General features: G+C 44.1%; 20 protein-coding genes, 1 tRNA gene and 1 other annotated feature (1 of these 22 running past the window's edge). All 21 genes read left to right on the top strand.

Features of this window, described 5'->3' with window-relative positions:
- Positions 1 to 81: a binding site (T-box leader), on the top strand (it extends 130 nt beyond the left edge of the window).
- Positions 82 to 118: 37 nt separating this feature from the next.
- The 21 genes from ileS to BLQ16_RS01325 all read left to right on the top strand — a co-directional run bounded on the left by ileS (position 119) and on the right by BLQ16_RS01325 (position 21,266).
- A complete protein-coding gene (ileS, locus tag BLQ16_RS01425) occupies positions 119 to 2,923 on the top strand; it encodes an isoleucine--tRNA ligase (RefSeq protein WP_091790966.1) in 2,805 nt (934 codons plus the stop codon).
- A 182-nt stretch (positions 2,924 to 3,105) separates the two neighbouring features.
- Positions 3,106 to 3,978: a DMT family transporter gene (locus BLQ16_RS01420; RefSeq protein ID WP_091790965.1), complete on the top strand. Its 873-nt coding sequence runs from the start codon at positions 3,106 to 3,108 to the stop codon at positions 3,976 to 3,978.
- Positions 3,979 to 4,088: 110 nt separating this feature from the next.
- Positions 4,089 to 4,901, top strand: a complete 813-nt coding sequence (locus BLQ16_RS01415) for a 4Fe-4S binding protein (RefSeq protein WP_091790964.1) — start codon at positions 4,089 to 4,091, stop codon at positions 4,899 to 4,901.
- 112 nt (positions 4,902 to 5,013) lie between these two features.
- Positions 5,014 to 5,085 (top strand) — tRNA-Asn (locus tag BLQ16_RS01410).
- Positions 5,086 to 5,184: 99 nt separating this feature from the next.
- Entirely contained in the window at positions 5,185 to 6,168 is a 984-nt protein-coding gene (locus tag BLQ16_RS01405; RefSeq protein WP_091790963.1) for a heterodisulfide reductase-related iron-sulfur binding cluster, read from the top strand.
- Positions 6,161 to 7,366: an LUD domain-containing protein gene (locus BLQ16_RS01400; RefSeq protein ID WP_091790962.1), complete on the top strand. Its 1,206-nt coding sequence runs from the start codon at positions 6,161 to 6,163 to the stop codon at positions 7,364 to 7,366. The genes BLQ16_RS01405 and BLQ16_RS01400 overlap by 8 nt, the downstream gene beginning before the upstream one ends.
- A gap of 114 nt (positions 7,367 to 7,480) precedes the next feature.
- A complete protein-coding gene (locus BLQ16_RS01395) occupies positions 7,481 to 8,041 on the top strand; it encodes a hypothetical protein (protein WP_091790961.1) in 561 nt (186 codons plus the stop codon).
- Between the two features lie 144 nt (positions 8,042 to 8,185).
- Positions 8,186 to 9,151 carry a tripartite tricarboxylate transporter substrate binding protein gene (locus BLQ16_RS01390; protein ID WP_091790960.1) on the top strand — a complete coding sequence of 322 codons (966 nt, stop codon included), beginning with the start codon at positions 8,186 to 8,188 and terminating at the stop codon, positions 9,149 to 9,151.
- Between the two features lie 32 nt (positions 9,152 to 9,183).
- The gene (locus BLQ16_RS01385) at positions 9,184 to 10,683 is read left to right on the top strand and encodes a tripartite tricarboxylate transporter permease (RefSeq protein ID WP_091790959.1); all 1,500 of its coding nucleotides are present in this window, start codon (positions 9,184 to 9,186) and stop codon (positions 10,681 to 10,683) included.
- A complete protein-coding gene (locus BLQ16_RS01380; protein WP_091790958.1) occupies positions 10,684 to 11,136 on the top strand; it encodes a tripartite tricarboxylate transporter TctB family protein in 453 nt (150 codons plus the stop codon). It begins immediately after the preceding gene.
- 31 nt (positions 11,137 to 11,167) lie between these two features.
- Positions 11,168 to 11,464: a UxaA family hydrolase gene (locus BLQ16_RS01375; RefSeq protein WP_091790957.1), complete on the top strand. Its 297-nt coding sequence runs from the start codon at positions 11,168 to 11,170 to the stop codon at positions 11,462 to 11,464.
- Complete coding sequence (locus BLQ16_RS01370; protein WP_091790956.1) at positions 11,454 to 12,608, top strand: UxaA family hydrolase; 1,155 nt, start codon at positions 11,454 to 11,456, stop codon at positions 12,606 to 12,608. Before BLQ16_RS01375 ends, BLQ16_RS01370 begins: the two co-directional genes overlap by 11 nt.
- A 61-nt stretch (positions 12,609 to 12,669) precedes the next feature.
- The gene (locus BLQ16_RS01365) at positions 12,670 to 13,965 is read left to right on the top strand and encodes a nickel pincer cofactor-dependent isomerase, group 22 (protein WP_091790955.1); all 1,296 of its coding nucleotides are present in this window, start codon (positions 12,670 to 12,672) and stop codon (positions 13,963 to 13,965) included.
- Positions 13,962 to 14,507 (top strand): ECF transporter S component, encoded by a 546-nt coding sequence (locus BLQ16_RS01360; RefSeq protein ID WP_091790954.1) that lies wholly within the window; start codon positions 13,962 to 13,964, stop codon positions 14,505 to 14,507. Before BLQ16_RS01365 ends, BLQ16_RS01360 begins: the two co-directional genes overlap by 4 nt.
- 22 nt (positions 14,508 to 14,529) lie before the next feature.
- Positions 14,530 to 15,447, top strand: coding sequence for a LysR family transcriptional regulator (locus tag BLQ16_RS01355; protein WP_159427931.1), 918 nt, complete (start codon positions 14,530 to 14,532; stop codon positions 15,445 to 15,447).
- Positions 15,448 to 15,641: 194 nt separating this feature from the next.
- Positions 15,642 to 16,463 (top strand): diadenylate cyclase CdaA, encoded by an 822-nt coding sequence (gene cdaA / locus BLQ16_RS01350; RefSeq protein ID WP_091790952.1) that lies wholly within the window; start codon positions 15,642 to 15,644, stop codon positions 16,461 to 16,463.
- Positions 16,460 to 17,635: a CdaR family protein gene (locus BLQ16_RS01345; protein ID WP_091790951.1), complete on the top strand. Its 1,176-nt coding sequence runs from the start codon at positions 16,460 to 16,462 to the stop codon at positions 17,633 to 17,635. Before cdaA ends, BLQ16_RS01345 begins: the two co-directional genes overlap by 4 nt.
- Before the next feature lie 14 nt (positions 17,636 to 17,649).
- Entirely contained in the window at positions 17,650 to 18,996 is a 1,347-nt protein-coding gene (gene glmM / locus BLQ16_RS01340; RefSeq protein ID WP_091790950.1) for a phosphoglucosamine mutase, read from the top strand.
- Positions 18,996 to 19,376: a holo-ACP synthase gene (locus BLQ16_RS01335; protein ID WP_091790949.1), complete on the top strand. Its 381-nt coding sequence runs from the start codon at positions 18,996 to 18,998 to the stop codon at positions 19,374 to 19,376. Before glmM ends, BLQ16_RS01335 begins: the two co-directional genes overlap by 1 nt.
- Positions 19,364 to 20,893 carry an NAD(P)H-hydrate dehydratase gene (locus BLQ16_RS01330; protein ID WP_091790948.1) on the top strand — a complete coding sequence of 510 codons (1,530 nt, stop codon included), beginning with the start codon at positions 19,364 to 19,366 and terminating at the stop codon, positions 20,891 to 20,893. The genes BLQ16_RS01335 and BLQ16_RS01330 overlap by 13 nt, the downstream gene beginning before the upstream one ends.
- Positions 20,883 to 21,266: a type II toxin-antitoxin system PemK/MazF family toxin gene (locus BLQ16_RS01325; RefSeq protein WP_278308558.1), complete on the top strand. Its 384-nt coding sequence runs from the start codon at positions 20,883 to 20,885 to the stop codon at positions 21,264 to 21,266. Before BLQ16_RS01330 ends, BLQ16_RS01325 begins: the two co-directional genes overlap by 11 nt.
- The last annotated feature ends 141 nt before the right edge of the window (positions 21,267 to 21,407 follow it).

The following is a 21,407-nucleotide window of genomic DNA, read 5'->3' as shown; positions in this document are numbered from 1 at the left end:
GTTTTATTGGCGTTATACAATAGTCGAGTGCCGTTGATTAAACGGTATGAGGGTGGTACCGCGAGTTAAATCGTCCCTTTTGAGGGGCGATTTTTTATTTTATGGAAGAGGTGTTCATATGGCGAAGAGTGAAAAAGAAAAAGCTTACGGCAATACCTTGAATTTGCCGAAAACAGACTTCCCCATGCGAGGCAATTTGGCCAAAAGAGAGCCGGATACCCTAAAGTTTTGGGAAGACATTGATTTGAATAAGTTGGTGATGGCCAAAAATGCCGGACATGAGAAGTTTATCATTCACGATGGCCCGCCCTATGCCAATGGCCATTTGCATTTAGGCCATACGATGAATAAGGTCTTAAAGGATATGATCAACAAGTCAAAGAGCCTTCAAGGCTATTTGCCCCCCTATGTGCCTGGCTGGGATACCCATGGCCTTCCGATTGAATTGAAAGCCATTGAGAACGTCGGCTTGGATGCGAAAAACAGCGACCCGGTTGCCTTCCGTGATGCCTGCCGTGATTACGCGCTTAAATTTGTGGACATTCAACGGGATGAATTCAAACGTTTGGGCGTGCGTGGTGATTGGGACCACCCTTATCTGACCCTGTCGCCGGATTTTGAGGCCGAAGAAATCGGTGTTTTCGGTGAAATGGCAAAGAAAGGCTATATTTATAAGGGCAGCAAGCCGGTTCACTGGTGCCCCCATGACCACACCGCCTTGGCTGAAGCTGAAATTGAATATGGCGAGCAAACGTCGCCGTCAATTTATGTTGCCTTTAAAATTACCGATGCCAAAGGCCATTTTGATAAAACGGATGCCTACATTTTAATCTGGACAACAACCCCCTGGACCCTGCCGGCCAACCGTGCCGTGACCTTGCATCCGGATTTGGACTACCATTTGGTCCAGCTGGGCAAGCGGAAATATTTGATTGGAAAAGACCTTTTAGAGGATGTCCTCAAGACCATTGAAAGCGCTGAAAAGCCGGAGATTTTGAAGACCTTTAAGGGCAGCGAACTGGAGTACATGCAGTATATGACCCCTTACGGCGGTGATGAAGGGATCGTTGCCCTGGGGACCCACGTCACGACCGATGCCGGTACCGGCTGTGTTCATACGGCACCCGGGCATGGGATGGAAGACTTTGGCATTGGCCAGAAATATGGCTTGACCATTTTATCCCCGGTGGATGATGAGGGCTACATGACCGCTGAAGCCGGTGCTTTTGAAGGCATGGACTTGAAAACCGCTAACAAAGCGATTTTAAAGGATTTGGTCGACCGGGATATGCTGGTTTATCAAAATACCATCAGCCACCAGTATCCGCTCTGTTGGCGCTGCAAAACGCCGACCTTTTTCCGCACCACCCCCCAGTGGTTCGCCTCCATTGACGGCTTCCGTCAAGATGCATTGGATGCCATTGAGCATGATATTCGCTTTACGCCGGCCTGGGGTAAAGAACGCATTTATAATATGATTCGCGACCGCGGCGACTGGTGTATTTCCCGCCAACGCATTTGGGGCGTTCCCATCCCGGCCTTCTATTGTGATGATTGTGGTGAAATCATTATCAATGACGAGACCATTAGCCACTTGCAAGACTTGTTCCGTGCAGATGGGGCGAATGTTTGGTTCAACCATGAGGCGAAGGACTTATTGCCGGAAAATTACACCTGCCCGGCTTGCGGCGGTAGGCATTTTACAAAAGAAACGGACATCATGGATGTTTGGTTTGACTCAGGCAGTACCCATCAAGGGGTGCTGCGTCGGCGTCCTGAATTGTCCTGGCCGGCCGACCTGTATTTGGAAGGCAGCGACCAGCACCGGGGTTGGTTTAACTCCTCCCTGTGTACCTCGGTTGCCGTTAATGGCAAAGCACCCTATCGTCAATTGTTGACCCACGGCTTTTTGGTTGACGAGCAAGGGCGGAAAATGAGTAAGTCTCTGGGCAATGGGGTTGATCCTTTGGAAGTCATCAACCAGCAAGGGGCGGATATTTTACGCCTTTGGGTGGCTTCAGCAGATTACCGTGGCGATGTCTCCGTTTCCAAGGGTATCCTGCAACAGATCAGTGAAGCCTACCGGAAAATCCGGAACACCTTCCGGTTTATGTTGGGCAGCCTGTCTGACTTTGATCCGTCGGTGCATCGCGTTGCCGTGGATGACCTGACGAATTTGGACAAATGGGCCATGCTGCGCCTGCAAGATATTATTGCGGACGCGCAGAAGGCTTATGAGGATTATGAATTCCATCAAGTTTATCGCGCGGTGCATAATTTCTGCACCATTGATTTATCGGCCTTTTATCTGAACATCATCAAGGACCGGCTGTATGCTAATGAAACGGATGGCAAAAATCGTCGCAGCGCTCAGACCGTTTTATACGATATCACCCTGGCCTTGGATGTCATCCTGTCTCCCATTTTGTCGTTTACGGCAGAAGAGGTCTTCCGCTATTTGCCGGTTGCGGATAAACCGCAAAGCGTTCAGTTGATGGACTGGCCGCAAGTTCAGGCACCGGCGGTTTCCGAGGATTTTGCCTCGCACTGGGAACGTCTCATTGCTTTCCGAAATGAAATCACCAAAGCTTTGGAAGAGGCCCGTCAAAACAAAACCATCGGCAATTCATTAGACGCCAAAGTTGTTTTTGCCCTCACCGGTGAAACGGCGGTTTATCGTCAAGATGTTGCTGCTTTAGGCGATGATTTGGCAGATTTTCTCCTGGTTAGCCAGGCTGAGATGGTCGAAGCGGTTAACGGGGACGTGTGGACAAGCGATCTCCTTCCCGGCCTGACCCTACAGGTTCTTCCTGCTGAAGGGGAAAAATGTCCCCGCTGTTGGAAGTACAGCACGACGGTCGGCCATCACCACCCGGACCTTTGCGATCGTTGCGCTGACGTGTTGACAAACGAAGAGGCCTAATTGACTGCGTCGATTGCTTTTAAGAGATAAACCGGCTTTTGCTAAGCCTATCTTTGCACGCTTGTTAAATTCGATGTGATGAATTTGATAAGCGTGCTTTTTTAGACAAAGGATGTGGACTTGGTAGAGGTCAAGGGTTTTGTGGAGGATCAGCAAAAAGGGGAAGTGAAAGAGGTGGTAGGATGAACCTGCGGCGAGCTTATTTTCTATACTTGCTTTCTGTTATTATGTTTGGTTGCAATGGCATTATCGCCAGTCATATCGCGCAATCGAGCATTACCATTGTGTTTTTCCGTTTATCTTTGGGGAGCCTTTTCCTGTTAACGATTATCTTCTTAAGGCGCCAGGGACGGGAACTCATACGGTACCCAAAAGACCTTCTATACGTCACCCTGTCCGGGATGGCCATGGGTGTCAGCTGGTTGTTTCTATACGAGGCCTTTGACCGTGTAGGCGTGGGCATTGCCTCCTTGCTTTATGCCTGTGGCCCGGTGCTGGTGATGGCACTATCGCCCTTGATTTTTAAGGAACACCTGACGCGGTTGAAGTGCTCCGCTTTTGCAGTTGTCTTTTTGGGCGTTTGCTTGATCAACGGCACCGAATTGAATTTTGGCGGCGATTGGTGGGGCGTGGCTTGCGGCCTTTTGTCGGCGGTCACTTATGCGCTGATGGTGATTGCCAACAAGCAGGCCAAGGACCTGTCGGGACTGGCCAACACGCAAGTACAGCTGTTGGCAGGCTTGGTCACTGTCTGCACCTTTATGGCGGTGCGGAGTGCTTTCGATTTTTCCATTGCGCCGTCAGATTGGCCCTGGATTTTCTTCTTGGGTGTAATCAGCACCGGCTTTGCCTGCCTCTTATACTTTTCGGCAATCAACCGCCTGCCGGCGCAGTCGATTGCTGTACTGGGATACTTGGAACCCTTGACCGCCCTTTTCTTGTCTGCGCTTCTCTTGGGTGAAAAATTATACGCCCTTCAAATTCCCGGTGCGGTTTTTATTTTAGGCGGGGCCTTTGTGGCAGAGGTCATCGGTGGGCGTCGTCAGACGTCATAGTTTCAGCTGCTGACGTCTTATTTAACGGGACCCATTTAAGCCAAAGCAAGCGGTTTGTAGTATACTGACCTTATCGAAGATGGAGCGGCAGGAGAAGGAGGCCATGGTCAATGCGGATTGTGAAGTTTTATTTTACAGGCACCGATACAACGAAAAAAACGGTTGATCTTTTTGCGGATGTTCTGGCCCAAGACTTGGGTGTTGGAGAGCTGGTGGATTACAATTATTCACGACCTGCGGTGCGTCAGGCAAGGCCTTGTTTTGAAGCGACGGATATTGTCGTATCCGGTTTGCCGACCATTGCCGGACGGGTACCGAATCTTTTACTGCCGTACTTGAACCGAATTGAGGGCAAGGGTGCGCGGAGCATCTGCATTTCCATGTATGGCAATCGAAATGTGGATGATTGCTTACTGGAACATCGCGATTTACTGAAAAAAGGCGATTTGCAGGTCATTGCAGGTGGGGCCTTTGTTGGCGAACACTCATTTTCCACCCGGTTGGCGGCCAACCGGCCGGATGCAGCGGACATGGCCCAGGTGACGGCCTTTGCCAAGGCGGTGGCAGAAAAGGTAGCCGCCGGTGATTTTAGCGAGCCGGAGATGCCGGGGCAGGTGCCCTACAGACCCTACTACACCCCCCGCGACCGAAACGACGTCAAGATCAACTTTATTGCCATCAAGCCGAAAACCCACCAGGATCTGTGTACAGACTGCAAGCGCTGTGCGGAAGTCTGCCCATTAGGCTCCATTGATTGGGACCAGGTGGCAGAAGTGACCGGCAAGTGTATGAAATGCTGTGGCTGCATCAAAAAGTGTCCCACAGGGGCCAAATATTTTGATGACCCCGGCTTCCTCTATCACAAATCAGAACTGGAATATTTATATGCCGACCATCGCTGTGAACCGGTTTATTATCTTTGACCGGGTCGGCCCGCAGCAACTGATAAATGCTCTGTAAAGCAGTTGACAATTTTTCATGAGCGTGGTATTTTATATAAGCAGCCAATAAAGCTACGGCGGTTGGGTTGCTTATTCCTCGATAGCTCAATGGTAGAGCATTCGGCTGTTAACCGAAGGGTTGCTGGTTCGAGCCCAGCTCGGGGAGCTGACTTTGGATTTTTGTCCAAAGTCTTTTTTTATGCCGTTGGAACCCTATTCATTTATAAATTTATTTTCTATAATGGTAGGCATGGAGGTGCTGACAATGTCAAAGAAGGATTTGCCTGAGACAATGACCCTGGTGCGGGACAATATCATGGCCTATAAAAATCCGCTGGCCGTTTCCGCAAAAGAAAATGCGGCCTGGGCCGATGATTTAAATTTACCGAAAACAGGCGATATCCTGTTTTATACAGGTGGGGAGTATCAGCTGTTGCCCTTTTTGGACTCTTTAATGGCGGTGATGGATCTGGTCAAGCCAGGTGGTGCGGCTTTTTCCTGGATGATGAATTTACGGGACTTGGTCCATAAGGTTGGCCCGGCACCGGAAAAAATTTTTGCCTCTGTCTTTGCCCAGGATAAAGAACGCTACTTTGGTATTAACCGGAAAGCAGCTAAAATTTTGTTGAATTTAGGCTATGATCTGGCCTACGATGGGGCGAATGAAATTTATAGCGGGGCCCTCTTGCATGAGATGGGCTTTGAAGATGCACTTGGCGCTTATAGCCGGACGGTTGGCGACTATCTCCGCCGCACCCAGGCCAAGACGGTTGTTTGCCTGTCGCCTCATGCGGCCGAAGTATTTAAGCTGGTTTACCCCAAGTACAAAGACTTTCCGGCCTTGACCGTCAAAACTTTTCCTGAAATGGTATGGGCCAAGCGGGACCAATTGCCGGTATGTGAGAGCGATACCGTCTATGCCCTCCACGATTCCTGTCGAATGGCGAGAGAACTGGGCGTTTCCCAGGAATTGCGCGATATTTTAGACGCCATGCAGATTTCTTATGTTGAGCCGGAAAGACGTGGCGCCTGGACGACTTGCTGCGGCGGGCCCATCAAAATGACTTATCCGGACTTATCTCATAAACTGGGTTTGGGCCGGGTAGAGGAATTGGCGACGACGGGAGCGACGCATGCCATCGTAAGCTGCCCCTTTTGCCTGTCGGCATTGACGCTTAAAAAGCATAAACCCTTTTTAATGGTGGAGGACTTTGTGGAGGTTGTGGCAAGGGGGTATGGCGATGCCTAATATGAAAAAACAAATAGCGGACTATGCAGAGGACATCACAAAAGCTTCAAATGATGAAAATATCCAGAAGGCTTTAAGCCGCGCAATTGCTTCCTATCGAAAAAATGTCGAGGATGCCCTGGAGCGCTACCCGCATACCGTTAAAATGGCGGAAGAAGTCAAGCAAATAAAGCTTGACGCCTTAGCCCGCTGGCCGGAACTCATGGAAGAGGCTTCTGAAGCCATTCGCCGCAACCACGGCCAAGCGCATTTTGCGAAAGATGGCGCCGACTGTATCGCTAAAATTCATGAGATCATCGGTCCGCGCCGTGAAATTGTAAAAGGCAAGAGCATGCTCGGTGAAGAAATCCATTTACGGCAAGAATTGGCCAAGTTGGGTCATGACGTTTGGGAAACCGATCTGGGTGAATTCATTTTACAGCTAAAAGATGAACGCCCGATGCATATTATGTCCCCGGCCATCCATATGCCGCGCGAACAGGTGGCGGAGATCTTTTCAAAGTTCTTTGGACGTGACATTGCGCCGGACGTTGCCGAAGAAGTGGCTGCCGTGCGTGACTTTTTGCGTGAAAAATACTTTACCGCAGATGTGGGCATTTCAGGGGCCAATGCTGTGGCTGCCGAGACCGGGCAAATTGCCATTATAGAAAATGAGGGCAATGTTCGTCTGTGCACAGGCGTGCCACCCGTTCACATAGCTGTCGTTGGCATTGAAAAGCTGGTGCCGACCTTTATGGATGCGATGAAGGTTTGTGAAGTCAATTGGCGGTATGGTCAATATGGGGCACCGGGGTACTTAAATGTCATCAGCGGGCCAAGCAAGACCGGTGACATTGAAAAAGTAACCACCTACGGTGCGCACGGACCCCGTGAATTCCACGTCATCTTTGTGGACAATGGCCGGTCTGAGATGATTGCAGACCCGCGGTATCGTGAAGCGGCTTTGTGCTTGCGCTGTGGCGGATGTATGTATGAATGTCCGGTTTTTGCATTGACAGCAGGCCATTTCGGGCATACCTATATGGGTGGCATCGGTGGCATTTGGACCGCTTTCGTGGAAGACAAGAAGGAAGAAGCAACGCCGGTTTTATACAACTGCCTGCGGTGCGGACGCTGCATTGAGCGCTGCCCGATGAAAATTGATGTTCCAAGCATGACCGCTCAATTGCGGGAAGATGTGATGAAGGAGTATGAATAAAAAGAGCTGTTCACCGGCAAAGGTCATTGACCTAATTCGGTGAGCAGCTTTATATATTTACATAAGTGTTAAAAAGTTCTTTTTTGCTAAAGGAGTCAATAGGAGTAGGATACGGTGTTAAAAAAAATAATTTCATTAGTTGATGATAAAGTAAAGAAACAAGATTTTTGTGTAGTTGCAATTGATGGTATGGCAGGCGCGGGGAAAACGACATTGTCAAAAGAATTGAAAAAATATTATGGGATTAAAGCGAATGTTATATCAATAGATGATTTTTATCAGCCTTGGATAGTTAACTCTTTAAATAATGGCTTAGCGCCTCACATTAATAAAACCAGGATTTTAAATGAAATACTCAAACCCATCTATTTAAAAAAAGATATTCACTACACTCCCTTTAACTGCAAAGAACAAAGGTATGAAAATGATATATATTTAAAATATAAACCGATTAGTATTATTGAAGGAAGTTATTCTTGCTTGCCTATCTTTGAAATATATTATGATCTTGAATTATTACTAATCACATCAACTATTCAACAAAAACGACGATTATTAAAAAGAGAAGGAGAAAATAACTTCAAAAATTTTGAAGAAATTTGGCTCCCTCGTGAAAGCAAGTATTTTTTAGAAACGGACATAATTAACCGTATGGATTTAGTCTTAAAATCGTAAATTATATAAATTAAATAAAAAGTGATGTTAAGAACATTGACAGGCTATGTAGAAGTTTGAAAATAGAGAATAAAATGAAACCTGATATAATAAAAATAAGAAATGTTGATATGGAAGCGTATATTACAAAGAGGAGGAAGATTTATGAAGAAATTAATATCAGCAGGACTTATAGTCACTTTGCTATTTCTTGTTGGGTGTTCTAGCGGAACGGAAGGAAAGTCAGATGAAGAATATCCTAAGAAGGATATTACACTGATTGTACCATTTACAGCAGGTGGGGCTAGCGATGTACAGGCGCGCATTGTAGAGAAATATTTTAAAAAGGAATTCGGTGTAGGATTAATTTTTCAATATAAAGAAGGTGCTGGAGGAGAAAAAGGTTTTACAGAGTTGGCTCAAGCCCCCAATGATGGATATACCATTGGAACAATTAATATGCCACATATTGTTTTACAGCCATTAGGCAGAGAAACACAATTTACCTATAAAGATTTTGATTATATTGGTGAAATGGTTAAAGACCCCCAAATTTTGGCAGTTAAGTCTGATAGTGAATATAACACCTTACAGGATGTTTTAGAAGCAACAAAGAAGAAAAAATTAACCATTGGTACTGTAGGTACTTTAACAGGAAATTACATGGCTGCTTTAGATTTAATGAAAAAAGCTAATGTAGAATTTGAAATTGTACCTTTTGAAGGTTCAGCTGACCAAGTCATTGCATTACAAGGTGGGCATGTAGATGTCATTATGGGAAATCTAAATGATTTGGCCCGAGATAAAGAACAATATAAAATGTTGGCCATTTCTACCGAAAAACCTCATGAAATGTTGCCAGACGTCAAAACGTTTAAAGAGCAAGGCTATGATGTCCAGAGTGAAATAACAAGATTATTTGCTACCCCAAAAGGTATAGACCCGAAAAAACTTGAAATTTTGCGCAAAGGTTTTGCTAACATTGCGTCTAATCCGGAATACTTAAAAGAAATGAAAAACATTGGACAGCCTGAATGCTGGGTTGGAGGGGAAGAGTTAGAAAAAAACATTGAAAAGGAAAATACTCGTTATAAAGAACTTCTAGAATCCTTTGATTTATTAAAAAAATAATGACATAAGGATAATAAGTTGAGGGATGTATTATGATGACAGATATAGTTTCAGGATTAATAAATGTTTTTCATCCAATTAGTATTTTGATTATGATTGCGTCTTTATCAGGTGGCGTTGTTGTTGGAACTCTACCAGGACTATCAGCAACGATGGGGGTCGCATTACTAGTTCCGCTAACATTTGGAATGGACCCAGCATTAGGACTTCTAATGCTGGGTGGGATGTATGTAGGAGCTATATACGGAGGTTCCAACTCGGCTATTTTAATAAACACTCCAGGGACGCCTTCAGCTATATGTACTACCTTTGATGGTTTTCCAATGACAAAAATGGGAAAACCTCTTAAAGCGCTGTCGATTGCTTTACTAGCTTCTGCGTTTGGTGGAATCATCGGTAATATTTTCTTATTCACTGCTACTGAACCTCTTGCAAAATTTTCTTTACGATTCGGGCCTCCGGAATATTTTTGGTTAGCAATATTTGGTCTAACGATTATTTCATCTCTATCTAGAGAGAATTTTATAAAAGGTATTCTCTCCGGATCGTTAGGTCTACTAATTGCAACTATTGGCATTGATTTGATGACAGGTCATGAACGTTTTACCTTTGGCATCAATGCCTTAACATCTGGAATAAATAGCATTGCCATTATGATTGGTATATTTGCTTTTTCTCAAGTATTGATACTTGTGGATGAAAATGAAAGCTATATTGCAAAGACGACTCCACAGCCAGGTGTTGTTTTGGAAACGGCTAAAGAATTGATAAGTAAATTCAAATTATTATTGTTGCGATCTTCATTAATTGGCACAATAGTTGGAATTATGCCGGGTGCAGGAGGAAATATTGCAGCATTTGTTGCTTATGATGTTTCTAAAAATGCTTCAAAAGAGCCGGAAGCATTTGGTAAAGGAGCCATGGCTGGTATTGCAAGTAGTGAATCATCCAATAATGCTGTTTGCAGTTCATCGTTGATTCCACTATTTGCATTAGGTATTCCAGGTAGTCCCGTTGCTGCAGTTTTAATGGGAGGGCTTTTAGCGCATGGTATTACGCCAGGGCCTAAACTTTTCTCAATGCATGCGGATGTTGCTTATACTTTTATATTAGGTATGTTTTTGGCAAACTTACTTCTAATTCCTGTAGGCATAGTTGGTATGCGAATCTTTGTACGCGTGTTAAATGTTCGCAGCCATTATATAGCTATAGTGGTTACCGTTCTTGCTGTTATTGGAAGCTATGCTATCCGTAATAGTATGCTAGATGTTATGGTAATGTTTATTTCCGGAAGTATTGGCTATTTTGTTTTTAAAATTGGATTATCCTCAGGCTCTTTAATTTTAGGGGTTATACTGGGGCCAATTATTGAAAAAGGATTTAGCCAGTCGCTTTTAATTTCAAATTCTGAAGGGATTATTCAAACCTTTTTCTTACGACCCATTTCATTGGTGCTTATCGTATGCTGCATTGTCTCCGCTTTTTTACCACCATTAATGGAAAAGAAATTTAATAAAGTAGGTGATAGATAAATGAACATGAAAAAAGCCACCTACATTATGGGCGGAATAATCTTGCTGTTGTGTTTTTTAGCATGGTTCCAGACCAATACAATAACTCCTCCAGCAGAGATTTACCCGCGTGCCCTTCTTATAATAACTGCAGGGTTAACCTTAATAATGTTATTACGAACCATACAAGGAAAGTCTGCTCTATTTTTTGAAAAACCATTTGAAAATGCACGTTTAATTCAAGTGCTTGTTGTTATCGTTTTGACTGGGATTTTTATTTTAGGAATGCAATTTTTGGGCTTTTATGTTTCAACATTTCTTTTTATCTTGTTTGGAACCTTGTATTTAGAAGAAAACATAAGTAAGCACTCTGTTGTTTCGGCTATTGTTCTAGGTCTTGTTGTTGATGGAATTGTCTATGTAACTTTCAATGTATTTTTATCAGTGCCTACCCCTGTAGGAGTTCTGATTTAAATAAATTTATCTATGACAATAGGAGGTTTATATGGAAAAGCATAAGTTTTTAATTCATGCTGAAGGTGACGATGTTGGCGTTGCAATTGAGGATATCAAAAAAGGTGAAAAAGTTATAGGCGTAGATTTATCTACAAATAATCGAATGACAATTGAAGCCTTAAATGACATCCCTTTAGGGCATAAAATTGCCTTGAAAGACAAAAAAGTAGGCGAGGATTTAATAAAATACAGCGAGATCGTAGGAGAGGTAACACAAGATTTCCGTACGGGTAATTGGGTGCATACGCATAATATGAGAACAAAGAGGTGGAATTATGGTGCATAAATTTAAAGGTTACAGACGTGACAATGGAATGGTTGGGGTACGCAACCATGTTATTATTCTTCCAGTAGATGATCTATCTAATGCAGCGTGTAAGGCTGTAGCAAATAATATTGCTGGAACAATGGCTCTGCCCCATCCTTACGGTCGATTACAATTTGGGGAAGATTTGGAACTGCATTTTAAGACATTGATTGGTGCAGGTTCCAATCCTAATGTAGCAGCAGTTGTTGTTATTGGAATTGAACCTATTTGGGCAGAACATATTGCAAAAGGAATAAGTGCAACTGGCAAGCCTGTGGCATATTTCGGTATTGAAAATCATGGTGATTTGGAAACCATAAGAATGGCTTCTCAAAAAGCTAAAGAATTTGTTCATTATGCAACATCTCTAGAAAAAGTTGAGTGCGATCTAAGTGAACTTATCATTAGCTTTAAATGTGGCGAATCTGATACAACGTCAGGTTTAGCTGGTAACCCTGTTGCTGGTGTAGTTGGAGATAAATTAGTTGAAAATGGAGGAACGGTTATTATAGGTGAGACCCCTGAAACAACGGGGGGTGAACATGTATTAGCTAAACATTTTATTTCTGATGAAGTCGCTCAAGAATATTTGGCAATGCATAAGAAATATATGGATTTGATTGATGCTCAGGGTGCAGATTTACTTGGTTCCCAGCCAACACAAGGTAATATTGCTGGTGGATTAACAACCATTGAAGAGAAGGCTATGGGAAATATCCAGAAAGCAGGAAAAACACCAATGAAAGGTGTTTTAGATTATTGTGAAGCTCCTCCTTCAAAAGGAAAATTCTTTATGAATACTTCTTCAGCTGCGGCGGAATGTGTAACCATGATGATGGCTGCTGGTGCTGCAATACATCTTTTTATTACTGGACAAGGCAATATTATTGGCAATCCCATTGAACCAGTTGTTAAGATTTCCGCAAATCCACATACATGCGATGTAATGGCAGAGCATATTGACGTAGATTGCAGTGGCGTTTTAACCTTGGAGAAAACGTTAGAAGAATCTGCAGATGAAGTTATTGACTTTATTCTCCAAACGGCTAAAGGACGTTTCACTAGTGCTGAAGTATTGAATCACAAGGAGTTTGTTTTAACGCGTCTTTTCTTGAGTGCATAAACTATAGTAATTATAAGGGAACAATATTCCAATTGTTCCCTTATCTTTTTAGGAGTTTATTATGTATAAAAAAAATGAAAAAGAAAAAATAAAGAAGCTTTTGGAAAATATAACTATACCTGAGACATATCAAATCAAACAAAAACTAAAACAAGAAAAAATTGATAATATTTCTGAAGAAATAAATTATCAGTTTTATAAAAATGAGTTTTATAGTGAGTTAATCAGTAGAATAAAAGATAAAAGAAAAATAGGTATTGCTGTTGGTAGTAGAGGAATTGCTAATCTAGATAAAATTGTTAAATCTCTTGTCGATTGTTTAATACAGTTTAAAAATATCGATGTTATCATCATTCCAGCGATGGGCAGTCATGGGGGAGCAACAGCAGATGGCCAAAAAGATATTTTAGCAGAATATGGGATTACGGAAGAAAAGATGGGCGTCCCTATTATAAAAAATATGGATACCGTTATATTGACAAACGTTGATGGAGAGGCTGTTTATTGGGATAAGATGGCTGCCTCTTTAGATGCTGTTGTGTTAATTAATAGGGTGAAACCGCATACGTCTTTTAGGCACAATGTTGAAAGTGGGTTATTTAAAATTGCTTCTATTGGTCTTGGCAACCAGACAGGAGCTGCAGCTATACATAAAGCAGGTTTTAAGACTTTAGGTGATAGGATCGAAAAAATAGGACGCTATATTTTTAATCAAGGAAATATTTTGTTCGGCGTTGCAATTTTAGAAAATGCATTTGATGAAACACAATCAATTCACTTCATTTTTCCGGAAAATATACCTACTGTTGAGCCCCAACTACTGAAGCTTGCAAAAAAGAATATACCTCAAATTCCTTTTGAGAACGCTGATGTCTTAATTGTTAATGAAATTGGAAAAAATTATAGCGGGCCTGGTGCAGATCCGAACGTAACAGGTCGATTTGCAAGTGGAATTCATTCAACGGGATTTCAAACTACTTCTCTAGCATTTTTAAATTTATCATATGAAAGTCATGGAAATGCCAACGGGCTTGGTGTTGCAGATGTTGTCACTCAAAATTTAGTTAGTCAAATGGATTTAGTAGCTGGATATACCAATACACTTACCAGCACGCTATCTGAGAATGCAAAGATTCCAATGATTATGCCAGATGAAGAATTAGCGATTAAAGCAGCGATAAAATTTTCACACCAAACAAATCTTGAACAGCTAAAATTGATTAGAATAAAAAATACATTAGAATTAGAAACTATGGAAATCTCTAGAGCATTACTAAGAGAAGCAGCTGAGAAAGATAATATAGAAATAATCACTGGGCCTGAGAAAATGCTTTTTAAAAATAGGAGAGGCTTATGAATACAAAATCTATTACGCAAGTAGGAGTATTTATTGCTATAGGAATTATTTTACCGCCTGTATTTCATGCTGTAGGATTAGGAAACATAGTACTTCCAATGCATTTTGCACCTCTTTTATGTGGGCTTTTTTCCGGCCCAAAAGAAGGGTTTATGTGTGGTATAATTTTACCAATAGCATCTTTTATTATAATGGCTATGCCTCCTCTTTATCCTGTAGGAATATCTATGTGTATAGAACTTTCTGCTTATGGGTTTGTCATTGGTTTGTTAATGCAACGCTTACTTCTGCATATTGGAGTATATCTTTCTTCAATGGTCGCACTCATATCAGCAATGCTTGCAGGACGATTACTTTCAGGTGTTTTTTATTTTATATTTTTTCAATTCCATGGGGAAGTATATACGTGGTCTATTTTTTTATCTACCATGTTTATAAAAGCTCTCCCCGGAATTATAATTCAAATTATTATAATCCCCTTTTTAGCAACAGTGATTTTAAAAAAGAGTAATGGAAGTACGCTTTTTTCTCGAAAGGAATGATTGCTTTATGAGGATTGAGGTATTGGAATACTTACTAGCAATAGAAGAAGCTGGCTCTCTTTCCAAGGCTGCAGAGCGATTATATATGACACATTCGGCTTTGAGCACGGCTTTGACGCAATTAGAAAATGAAATTGGAGAAAAAATATTTATTCGCTCTCATCAAGGAGCTAAAATGACAGAATTTGGGCAAGCATATTTAACATTAGCAAAACAGATTCTTATGACTTATCAAAAAATGCTTGATTTAAAATGTAATTATCATCCTGTGATTCAATATAATATTGCATCCATTGCAACACTTTCCAATAATATCTTATTAAAAGCAATTTCCCAATTTCAACAAGAGCATCATGATGTCGTTATTTCTTCATATGAAGTTGAACCTCATGAGGTTTTAGAAAGAATTCAAAATTATAATTGTGATATAGGACTTTCCTTTATTGAGAGTGATGAAGTGGAAAGAATTACATATTTAGCGAATAAAAATGATATTATCTGGGAACCGGTTTATAAAGATTTTATGTGCCTGTATGTAAACCAATACAGCTCTTTGTTAAAAAAAAATAAAGTCTGTCATTCGGATTTAAGCAAGTTAACTGCTGTAAGCATCAATCATCGCCAATTTGATAAAAAGAAATTCTATTATATTAATAATATAGATGAACGATTTCAACTATCATTTAGCAACCAAGAAGTAATAAAAAAACTCATTGCGGAATCTCATGATGGTAATATTGTTGCTTACTTTCCAAAATTATTAGCTTATGACGATTTTTATATTAAATCAGGAAAGTTGCTTCCTGTTGATATTGAAGATGAGACTCATGAAATTATTTATTACCTAGCTTATAAAGAAAAAAAGAAGCCTTACCTAAAAGATCTTTTAGAATATATAAAAAATGTATTTCGAATGATTTCAGAGAACGGAGTAGAGTAATTTTAAAATATAGGATATAGAAATGAAAATCATATCGTCTGAGTATCACTTTTGTTTCTTGCGGCTTTTAGCTGAAAAGAGCAAAAGCGATACTCATTTTATTTATTTACAGATGAAAAAACAGCCCAATTGTTGTACACTAGAGGAAGAATACATAAGATGGAGTACGCATCACGTAACGGAAAGGTGATGTTATGCAGAGCTTTATGCAGGGTTTACCGGCGATTGTTTATCCAATCAACATTTTGGATATTTTAATCATCGCTTTTGTTATTTATAAAATTATTGAAATGATTTCCGGCACCCGGGCCGAGCAGTTGGCAAAGGGGATTTTGATCCTTATTGCCTTCAGTGCCTTTAGTGAATTGATTGGCCTGTCGACGATTAATTGGGTTTTGGTGCAAGTTCAGCGGATGTTGATTGTGGCGATTCCTGTTATTTTTGCGCCGGAGATGCGGCGGGCGCTTGAAAAACTCGGTAAGGGGAAGGTCTGGCGCCGTCGACGGGTTAGTGAAGCGGAAGATGCGGTTACGCGCCGTATTGACCGGATTATGGGCTGCTTGCAGGCCTCTGCCGGTACGAAAACAGGGGTCTTAATTGTTATTGCACGTGAGAGTCGGTTGGAAGAGTATACGGCCACGGGCATCCAATTGGATGCTTTGGTCTCAACGGCCTTGCTGAATAATATTTTTGTCATTAATACGCCACTTCATGATGGGGCGGTGATTATTGATGGCGATCGTATTGTAGCGGCCAGCTGTTACTTGCCCTTGTCCGATAACCGCAATATTTCAAAGGCTCTTGGCACGCGCCATCGGGCTGGAATTGGCTTAACGGAAGTCAGCGATGCGGTGGTCTGTATTGTTTCTGAAGAAACGGGCAGCATTTCCATTGCTTGCGATGGGAAACTGTCCTATGACTTGTCTTTTAAGGAGACCAACCAATTTTTACAGGAAGCCTTGGTGCAGCATGAAGGGCAGCTTCCCTTTTGGAAGAAGTGGCAGGTGTTTCAATGAAAAAACCGGAAATAAAAAATCCAGGTCTGAAAATATTGGCTTTGGGCCTGGCTGTTTTGCTGTGGTTTTACGTGGGCATTGAAAAGAACCCGTTTGAAACACGGTATTTTCAAGTGCCGGTGACCTATGAGCATTTAGATGAAGAAATGTCCGTTAACAGTCCGACGAAACAGGTTTCTATTACGGTGCGGGCACGGACCAACCAGTTTGAATCCCTTACAGCCGGTGATTTTACGGCATCGGTGGACTTGAGCAAGGTGCGTGTCGGCGATAACACGGTGCCGGTTAATGTCAAATCGCCGGGGCATGTACAGGTGACGAAGGTGTCTCCAGGTGAAATCGTTGTAACGGCAGAGCGGTTGGACGGGAAAAGGTTCCCGGTGCAAGTTCAGGAAATCGGTGCCTTGCCGAATGGTGAAAAGGTCAAATCTTACCAGGCCCAACCGGGCGACGTTTTTGTTGCCGGTGACCCCGGTGTGCTTAAAAACGTTGCTAAAGCAGTTGTCCAGGTTCAATTAGGAGATATTTACGAGTCAGGTGTATTGGACTTGCCGGTGGTGCTTTTAGACGCGAAAGGTCAGGTCTTGCACTTGACGGGGGTCGTCGTGAAACCAAAAAGTGTTAATTTGACGATTACCCTGAACAAGGATGCAAGAGAGAAGACGGTTGCTGTGGTTCCTACAGTGAACGGGAAAGCTGCGGACGGCTATGTGTTGACCGCTGCCAAGGCGGAACCTGAGACCATCACGGTTAGCGGTCCGGCAGATATTCTGGCGGATGTTGATCAAGTCACAACAGAGACGATTGACATTACCAATATGCAAAATAATCGCCAAGTCACTGTGTCCTTGAAACTGCCTCAAGGGGTACGCGCCGCAGGTAAAGGGGATATTCGGGTAAATCTGTCGTTTGCAAAGAAAAAAGAAGCGTCTCTTGAAGCGGAGATCCCCATCGAGATACAACAGCTGAGCACCGGTTTAAATGCTGAACTTAATCAGTCGATGGTACGGGTCAGGTATGTGCCAATCGGTGGGTCTACCCAAGTCTATGCCGTTGTTGATGCATCAGGTTTAGGTGTTGGTCAACACCGGGTGGATGTCAATGCTTATACCAGTGACGGATCGGTTGTGGAGCAAGTGGTGCCACAACAAGTAACAGTGACGATTACTTAATATAGGAGATAAGAATGAATAATTTATTTGGAACAGATGGCGTGCGCGGAAGAGTCGGCCAGACCTTGACGCCTGAATTGGCATATCGCCTGGGACGGGCAGCGGGCACTGTTTTGGCCGCTGATGCCCAAGGAGACCACCGCACCGTTGTCATCGGCCGCGACAGCCGCTTATCCGGTCAAATGTTGGAAGCGGCCCTGACTGCCGGATTGACCGCCACCGGCATGGATGTCATCAGCTGCGGACTTATTCCCACGCCGGCGGTGGCCTGGCTTGTCCGTACTTATCATGCGGTGGCCGGTGTGGTGATTTCCGCTTCTCACAATCCCTATTGGGATAACGGGATTAAGTTCTTTAACCAAGCCGGATTGAAATTAAGTGATGACAAAGAAGATGAGATTGCTCGTTTAGTGGAAAAGACGGCTGAACTTCCCTACGCAGCGGAAGATGCCATCGGCCAAGTGATGTACGATGGGGAAGCCGTTGAACGGTATAAGGATTTTCTCCTCCAACAAGCGCAGTTTAAAGCTTGCTCGTTAAAAGCTGTCGTTGATTGTGCCAATGGTTCAGCCAGCCCCATTGCGGAAAAATTATTTTCCGACTTGGGCTTAAAAGTTATTATGCGGGCCAACCATCCGGATGGGGTTAACATTAACGCCGACTGCGGGTCGACGCATATGGATGGGCTCATTGAGGCTGTCCTGGCTGAAGGAGCAGACATTGGGCTGGCTTTTGACGGGGATGCCGATCGGTTCTTGGCGGTGGCTGCTGACGGAAGCGTTATTGATGGTGACCAGCTGATGTCTATTTATGCGCATGATTTGCAGGCACGTGGTGAACTGGATCCGAATCTTTTGGTTGTAACCGTTATGAGCAACCTGGGGCTGAAATTGGCCATGAAAAAAAGTGGGGTTGATCTTGTAGAAACCCAGGTTGGTGATCGATATGTTAATGAAGCCTTGACGGCGCATGATGGTGTGCTCGGCGGTGAACAGTCAGGACATATTATTTTTAGACGGATTAACAGCACCGGTGATGGGCTGCTCTCGGCCTTGATGCTGCTCAATATTATGGTGCGGCAGGGCCTGTCTTTGAAAGAATTGGCGGCCTCCATGCAGCGTATGCCGCAAATTTTGGTTAACGTTAAAGTACGGGATAAAAATGCCTGGGCAGATGATGAACGGATCTCAGCGGTTATTGCCAGGGTGGAAGCTGCACTCGGTGAGACGGGTCGCGTCCTGGTGCGGGCTTCAGGAACGGAGCCCCTGTTGCGGGTGATGGTTGAGGGCGAAAACAAAGCAGAAATCGATCAATTGGCCCATGAGATTGCCGATGAAATCGATGCGGTCTTAGGCATATAATGGCGGTCGTTGGCATCGGCACAGATTTATGCTCCGTTGCACGGATTCGTGAGGCGTGGTCACGTCATGAGCAATTCTGTGCCCGCATTTGTACGGCGGAAGAAAGGGCATACATCGGCAGGTCTGCAGAGCGGTTGGCCGCTCGCTTTGCCGCCAAGGAAGCGGCCTTTAAGGCTTTTGGCCTTGGCTTAGGGCCCTTGGGCTGGCACGATGTTGAAGTTTTGCATGACGATAAGGGCCGACCGCAGCTGATATTAAGTGAAAAAGCGCTGGCCATAGCAGGTGAGATGGGCATTGAGCGCTGGCAGGTGAGCCTCAGCCATGAACGAGAAATGGCCATCGCTGTTGTTATACTGGAGGGAAAAGTTTGTACTTGCTGAATCGTCAGGAGATGAAGGAATTAGATGCGCGCGCCATCAATCAATGGCATTTCCCATCCCTGATTTTAATGGAAAACGCAGCGCGCAGCGTCACAGAAGCTTTATTTAACACCTATCCGGATCTTCTAGACCGCCGCATTATGTTTTTGTGCGGCCCGGGCAATAACGGCGGCGACGGTCTGGCAGTAGCCCGCATGCTCCACCTAAAAGGCGCCAAAGTTGCCGTATACATAATCAATGAAGCAAGCGATAAGAAAACCAGCCAAGATCATGCCGTTAACCGGAAAATCATCGATCATTTGTCTGTGCGGGTCTTTGACATCCAGCGAGAAGCCCAGCTGCGCTTATTAAAGGCCAATATCAACCACAGTGATTTGCTCATAGATGCCATGTTCGGCGTGGGCCTGAATCGGCCGGTTTCACCTCTGGTGCGCGAGGTCATCACCATCGTGAATGAGCGCGAAGTGCCGGTGGTGGCGATTGATTGTCCATCCGGTTTGAACTGCGACAATGGACAAGCGGAAGGGGCGGTCTTGCAGTGTCAGCATACATTCACCTTGTCGGTGCCGAAAATGGGCTTCTTTTGCGGCCTTGGTCGCGAAGTTTGTGGTGAATTGCAGGTTCTTGACATTGGTATTCCTGAAGAGGTTGTGGCCTCCATGGACATCCAGACCACCGTTTTGACCCAGGAAAATTTGAAAAAGGCCTTTCCAAAACGGCCTAAGGATTGCCATAAACATCAATTCGGCCATGTGGGCATTATTGCCGGCTCTCTTGGCATGAGTGGCGCTGCTGTTTTAGCGGCTAAGGCTGCCTTACGCGCAGGCGCCGGATTGGTCAGCGTCTTGGTGGACAAACGCGTCTATCATGAAGTGGCAACGGTTTTGCCGGAAGCCATGGTGCGTCCGGTGCAATGGCCGAGTAGTTCGGCTGTAGATTGGTTGCTGGAACGGGCGGACGTTGTTTTAATCGGTCCCGGCCTTGGCCTTGATGAGGCCAAGGAAGAAACCCTGCGCTATTTGCTGGATCATGCAGATATTCCCCTGGTGATTGACGCCGATGGGCTTACCCTCTTGGCGCGGCAACCGCAGACCGTCTTGGCGGAGCATACAGGTGAGGTTATTCTGACACCGCATCCCGGTGAATTTCGCCGGCTAAACCCCAAAGAAGAGGGGGATGACCGCTCACGCTTGCTGATGGCCAAAGCCTATGCTGCAGAAAATGGTGTGACCCTGGTGCTCAAGGGCTTCCAAACGGTTGTAGCAGCAGCAGACGGACGGAGTGCCGTAAATGGCATCAATACACCGGCCTTGGCCACCGCCGGTTCAGGAGATGTCCTGGCAGGTCTGGTCGCTGCTTTTGTGGGACAAGACAGACCCTGCTATGAAGCCGCCGGATTGGCCGTGGCCCTCCATGGGCAATGTGGCCAACGGTGTGCTGAACGGTTTGGTGAAAATGCCACCTTGGCAGGGGATTTGATTGACGTAATTGCTGAGGAGTTGCGCCGTGGAGAATGAAAAATATCGAAAAAATAAGCGCGATCTGCTTCGTGGCGATGTTTATTATGCAGATTTAAGCCCTGTTGTGGGTTGCGAGCAGGATGGCTTCCGGCCGGTTCTTATTGTCCAGAATGATGTCGGCAATTATCATAGTCCAACGACGATTATTTTGCCGATTACCACCAAAAGTGAGCATGGGCACATTCCGACACATATTCCCATTCCCGCCGATGAAAAAGCCATTGAAGCCGGGAGCATTATCTTAGCGGAACAAATTCGTACGATTGATAAAAGCCGTCTGCATAAAAAAATATGTCACCTTGATGGGGACTTGATTAAGCAAGTAGACCAGGCGCTGAAAGTCAGCTTAGGCTTGACTGCCGGTAAATGAATTGTAACTTTTTTACAAGCCCGGTAAAATATGGCGAACTGTAACCAGCTTGTATTTTATAAGAAATAATAATTTGAACAATAATCTTATCTAATAAGAATGACCTCTTTTTAACCCTCTCCTAGGATTAGCAAAAACAAT

The organism is Peptococcus niger (assembly GCF_900101835.1).
Taxonomy (GTDB): Bacteria; Bacillota; Peptococcia; order Peptococcales; family Peptococcaceae; genus Peptococcus; species Peptococcus niger.
The sequence above is the reverse complement of the archived record's forward strand: the minus strand, read 5'-3'. Positions and strand labels throughout refer to the sequence as shown.

What these genes read in the sequence shown, in the direction of transcription:
- ileS (WP_091790966.1), top strand. Translation starts at nt 119, where the DNA reads ATGGCGAAGAGTGAAAAAGAAAAAGCTTACGGCAATACCTTGAATTTG.
- BLQ16_RS01420 (WP_091790965.1), top strand. Translation starts at nt 3,106, where the DNA reads ATGAACCTGCGGCGAGCTTATTTTCTATACTTGCTTTCTGTTATTATG.
- BLQ16_RS01415 (WP_091790964.1), top strand. Translation starts at nt 4,089, where the DNA reads ATGCGGATTGTGAAGTTTTATTTTACAGGCACCGATACAACGAAAAAA.
- BLQ16_RS01405 (WP_091790963.1), top strand. Translation starts at nt 5,185, where the DNA reads ATGTCAAAGAAGGATTTGCCTGAGACAATGACCCTGGTGCGGGACAAT.
- BLQ16_RS01400 (WP_091790962.1), top strand. Translation starts at nt 6,161, where the DNA reads ATGCCTAATATGAAAAAACAAATAGCGGACTATGCAGAGGACATCACA.
- BLQ16_RS01390 (WP_091790960.1), top strand. Translation starts at nt 8,186, where the DNA reads ATGAAGAAATTAATATCAGCAGGACTTATAGTCACTTTGCTATTTCTT.
- BLQ16_RS01385 (WP_091790959.1), top strand. Translation starts at nt 9,184, where the DNA reads ATGATGACAGATATAGTTTCAGGATTAATAAATGTTTTTCATCCAATT.
- BLQ16_RS01380 (WP_091790958.1), top strand. Translation starts at nt 10,684, where the DNA reads ATGAACATGAAAAAAGCCACCTACATTATGGGCGGAATAATCTTGCTG.
- BLQ16_RS01375 (WP_091790957.1), top strand. Translation starts at nt 11,168, where the DNA reads ATGGAAAAGCATAAGTTTTTAATTCATGCTGAAGGTGACGATGTTGGC.
- BLQ16_RS01370 (WP_091790956.1), top strand. Translation starts at nt 11,454, where the DNA reads ATGGTGCATAAATTTAAAGGTTACAGACGTGACAATGGAATGGTTGGG.
- BLQ16_RS01365 (WP_091790955.1), top strand. Translation starts at nt 12,670, where the DNA reads ATGTATAAAAAAAATGAAAAAGAAAAAATAAAGAAGCTTTTGGAAAAT.
- BLQ16_RS01360 (WP_091790954.1), top strand. Translation starts at nt 13,962, where the DNA reads ATGAATACAAAATCTATTACGCAAGTAGGAGTATTTATTGCTATAGGA.
- cdaA (WP_091790952.1), top strand. Translation starts at nt 15,642, where the DNA reads ATGCAGAGCTTTATGCAGGGTTTACCGGCGATTGTTTATCCAATCAAC.
- BLQ16_RS01345 (WP_091790951.1), top strand. Translation starts at nt 16,460, where the DNA reads ATGAAAAAACCGGAAATAAAAAATCCAGGTCTGAAAATATTGGCTTTG.
- glmM (WP_091790950.1), top strand. Translation starts at nt 17,650, where the DNA reads ATGAATAATTTATTTGGAACAGATGGCGTGCGCGGAAGAGTCGGCCAG.
- BLQ16_RS01335 (WP_091790949.1), top strand. Translation starts at nt 18,996, where the DNA reads ATGGCGGTCGTTGGCATCGGCACAGATTTATGCTCCGTTGCACGGATT.